Source organism: Hymenobacter agri (genome assembly GCF_054778495.1).
This window is the reverse complement of sequence record NZ_BAAGZM010000473.1, coordinates 1-3,443: the sequence shown is the minus strand read 5'-3', so window position 1 is coordinate 3,443 and position 3,443 is coordinate 1. Positions and strand designations below refer to the sequence as shown.

General features: G+C 61.2%; 3 protein-coding genes. 1 reads left to right on the top strand and 2 read right to left on the bottom strand.

The genetic code is table 11. The features are described 5' to 3' along the window. The coding region (locus ACYVDE_RS17835; RefSeq protein WP_460502904.1) for an amidohydrolase family protein at positions 1-462 on the top strand (462 nt) is incomplete at its 5' end. A gap of 73 nt (positions 463-535) precedes the next feature. Here ACYVDE_RS17835 and ACYVDE_RS17830 read toward each other — a convergent pair. Both ACYVDE_RS17830 and uvrB read right to left on the bottom strand, forming a co-directional pair. Beyond that, positions 536-922, bottom strand: a complete 387-nt coding sequence (locus tag ACYVDE_RS17830; RefSeq protein ID WP_460502903.1) for a hypothetical protein — start codon at positions 920-922, stop codon at positions 536-538. A 101-nt stretch (positions 923-1,023) separates the two neighbouring features. Next, complete coding sequence (gene uvrB / locus ACYVDE_RS17825; RefSeq protein ID WP_460502902.1) at positions 1,024-3,066, bottom strand: excinuclease ABC subunit UvrB; 2,043 nt, start codon at positions 3,064-3,066, stop codon at positions 1,024-1,026. Positions 3,067-3,443: the final 377 nt, after the last annotated feature.

The following is a 3,443-nucleotide window of genomic DNA, read 5'->3' as shown; positions in this document are numbered from 1 at the left end:
GGCGACGGCGGCACGCCGGAAATCTTCGAGTTGATGCGCAAGCGTGGCGTAGCCCTTTGCCCCACCGTGGCCGCCGGCGACGCTACCGCCCAGTACCGCGGCTGGCGCAAGGGCACCGACCCACTGCCCGCCCGCATTCAGCAAAAGCACATGAGCGTGGCTGCCGCCCTCAAAGCCGGCGTGACACTGGCCATGGGTGGCGACGTGGGCGTATTCGCGCACGGCGACAATGCCCGCGAAATGGAGCAGCTCGTGCGCGACTACGGCCTCACGCCCGTGCAGGTGCTGCAGCAGGCCACCAGTGGCAATGCCAGCATCTTCCACCTCGTCGACCGGGGCCGCCTGGCCCCCGGCCTACTGGCCGACCTCGTAGCCGTGGCCGGCGACCCTACGCAGGACGTGGCCGCCGTGCGCCAGGTACGCCTGGTGATGAAAGGCGGCGTGCTCTACCGCCAGCCGTAGTGCCCCAATTCATGAAAAAGACCTCCGGAAATATTTTCCCGGAGGTCTTCTCATTTCAGCGAAACGCTACAGACTACTTCGCCTTACGGAAAATGTAGCGCGTCATAAAAATGCCGCTGCCCTGAATGGACGATGTGAGCGGCAGCGCCTGCACCAGTTCGTAGCCTTCGCCCGCCATTTGCTGGGTGAGGGCCACGATGGTTTCCTCGTTTTTCTGGAGGTTGGCCATGTTCAGGCCGGTGAGGCTGAACAGGTTTTCCATCGGAGCTTCTTTGATGCCCTTGAAAGCCGGCGTGTACGAAACCTTGGACCGGCCGAAACCGCCCGGCACCACCGATTCGATGGTCGTAACCAATTGGTATGTGTAGTTGCCACCGGCCTGCGCTTTGGCCGGTGTGAAGGCCGCGCCGCTGGCCAGCAAGCCCGCTACCAGCAACGATTTGGTGAATGTGAATGACATGGGTTTTTAAGCAGAAAAAGTAAAACGGAAGGCGAATATAGTCCGCCTTCCGTTTTACTTTTCATACAATATCAAGGCGCCTGGCTCTGATGCCGCCCGCATTAGTCGCGCTTGTTTTTCAGCATGCTTTTTAGTGCGGCCAGCTCGTCGCGCAGCTTGGCGGCCGTTAGGAAGTCGAGGTCCTTGGCGGCGGCTTCCATCTGCTTCTCGGTGGTTTTGATGAGCTTTTCGAGCTCGGCCTTGTTCATCATGGCCACCACGGGCTCGGCGGCCATAGCCAGGGCCACGCCGTCGGCTTCGGGGTTGGCGTAGCCGGTCGTTTCCACGATGCGGTAGTCGGCCAGGTCGGTCTGGCCCATGATGGCCTCGCGCGACTTGCGCACGGTGCGCGGCGTGATGCCGTGTTCCTCGTTGTAGGCCATCTGAGTGGCGCGGCGACGGTTGGTTTCATCGATGGCGCGCTGCATCGAGCCCGTCATGCGGTCGGCGTACATGATGACCTTGCCACGGTCATTCCGCGCCGCCCGGCCCATGGTCTGAATCAGGCTGCGCTGGTCGCGCAGGAAGCCTTCCTTATCGGCATCCAGAATAGCCACCAAGCTCACTTCCGGCAGGTCGAGGCCTTCGCGCAGCAGGTTCACGCCAATCAGCACGTCGATTTCGCCCAGCCGCAGCTTGCGCAGAATCTCCACGCGGTCCAGCGTTTTCACGTCGGAGTGCACGTATTCGACCTTGATGCCCAGGCGGTCCATATACTTGCTCAACTCCTCGGCCATGCGCTTGGTGAGAGTGGTTACGAGCACGCGGTCGCCCTGCTTCACGCGGTTGTCTACTTCGTCGAGCAGGTCATCAATCTGGTTGATGCTGGGGCGCAGGTCAATTTCGGGGTCGAGCAGGCCGGTGGGGCGGATGATTTGCTCCACTACCACGCCGTCGGCCTGGGCCAGCTCATAGTCGGCCGGCGTGGCCGATACGAATACCGCCTGCCGGTACATGCTCTCGAACTCGTTGAAGGTCAGCGGCCGGTTGTCCAGCGCCGAGGGTAAGCGGAAGCCGTACTCAATCAGCGCGGTTTTGCGGCTGCGGTCGCCGCCCCACATGGCCCGGATTTGGGGCATGGTGGCGTGGCTTTCATCCACCACCAGCAGGTAGTCGTCGGGGAAGTAGTCGAGCAGACAGAAGGGGCGCGAGCCTGGCGAGCGGCCGTCGAAGTAGCGCGAGTAGTTCTCGATGCCCGAGCAGTAGCCCAGCTCCCGAATCATCTCCAGGTCGAACTCGGTGCGCTCCATAATGCGCTTGGCTTCGGCGTCGCGGCCTTCCTTCTCGAAGTAGGCGTGCTGCTGCACCATGTCGTCCTGAATCTGCTTAATGGCCGAGTTCAGGGTTTCCTTGCCGGTTACGAACAGGTTGGCCGGGTACAGCGCGATGCCGTGGGCCTCGTCGCTCAACTTCTTACCGCTTACCGGGTCAATCTTGTGCACGCTCTCAATCTCATCGCCGAAGAAGTAGATGCGAATGGCGTAGTCGGCGTAGGCCGGAAACACGTCCACCGTGTCGCCCTTCACCCGGAACGAGCCGCGCGTGAACTCCACCTCGGTGCGCGAGTACAGAATCTGCACGAACTGATAGAGCAGGTTATTGCGCGTGTAGCGCATGCCCGGCTTCAGGAAAATGACGTTTTTGGCAAACTCCTCGGGGTTGCCGATACCGTAGATGCACGACACCGAGGCCACCACAATCACGTCGCGCCGCCCGCTGAGCAGCGTGGAGGTGGTGTGCAGCCGCAGCTTCTCGATTTCCTGGTTGATGGCCAGGTCTTTCTCGATGAATACATCGGTGCTGGCGATGTAAGCTTCAGGCTGGTAGTAATCGTAGTAGCTGATGTAATACTCGACCGCGTTGTTCGGGAAGAACGCCTTAAACTCGCCATAGAGCTGGGCAGCCAGCGTTTTGTTGTGGCACAGCACCAGGGCCGGCTTGCCGGTTTCGGCAATCACATTGGCCATGGTGAAGGTTTTGCCGGTGCCGGTGGCACCCAGCAGCACCTGGGCCGGCTCGCCGTTGTTCACACCCTCCACGAGCTTAGCAATGGCGGTGGGTTGGTCGCCGGTGGGCTTGAATTCAGAGGTCAGTTGGTACTTCATGCAACGCGAAAGGTAGGCCGAATTGGTCAGCCTACCTTAACCCAATCGGCGCGCAATGGGTTTCGCGGAAAACGGAAAAGGCGGAGTACCGCGAAATTTCATTTCGCCGACGAGCAACGCCAGTGTGAACGTCCGCACGCGGTAGAACTTCGCTGCGCTCGTTGGCGAAATAAAATTTCGCGGTACTCCGCCTGTTGATTCTACCTGCCGAACTCCACCGCGGCCTCCAAGCCTACGCTGTAGGGGTGGCTCTGGGCGAAGTAGTTCTGCACCGGATGTGCGTTCAGCGATACCAGACCCAACTCGGCCACCGGGCCCATGCTGAAGGCCCAGTGCCCCGCGCCGGGGCTGAACCGGGCGCCCGCCGCGCCGCGCAC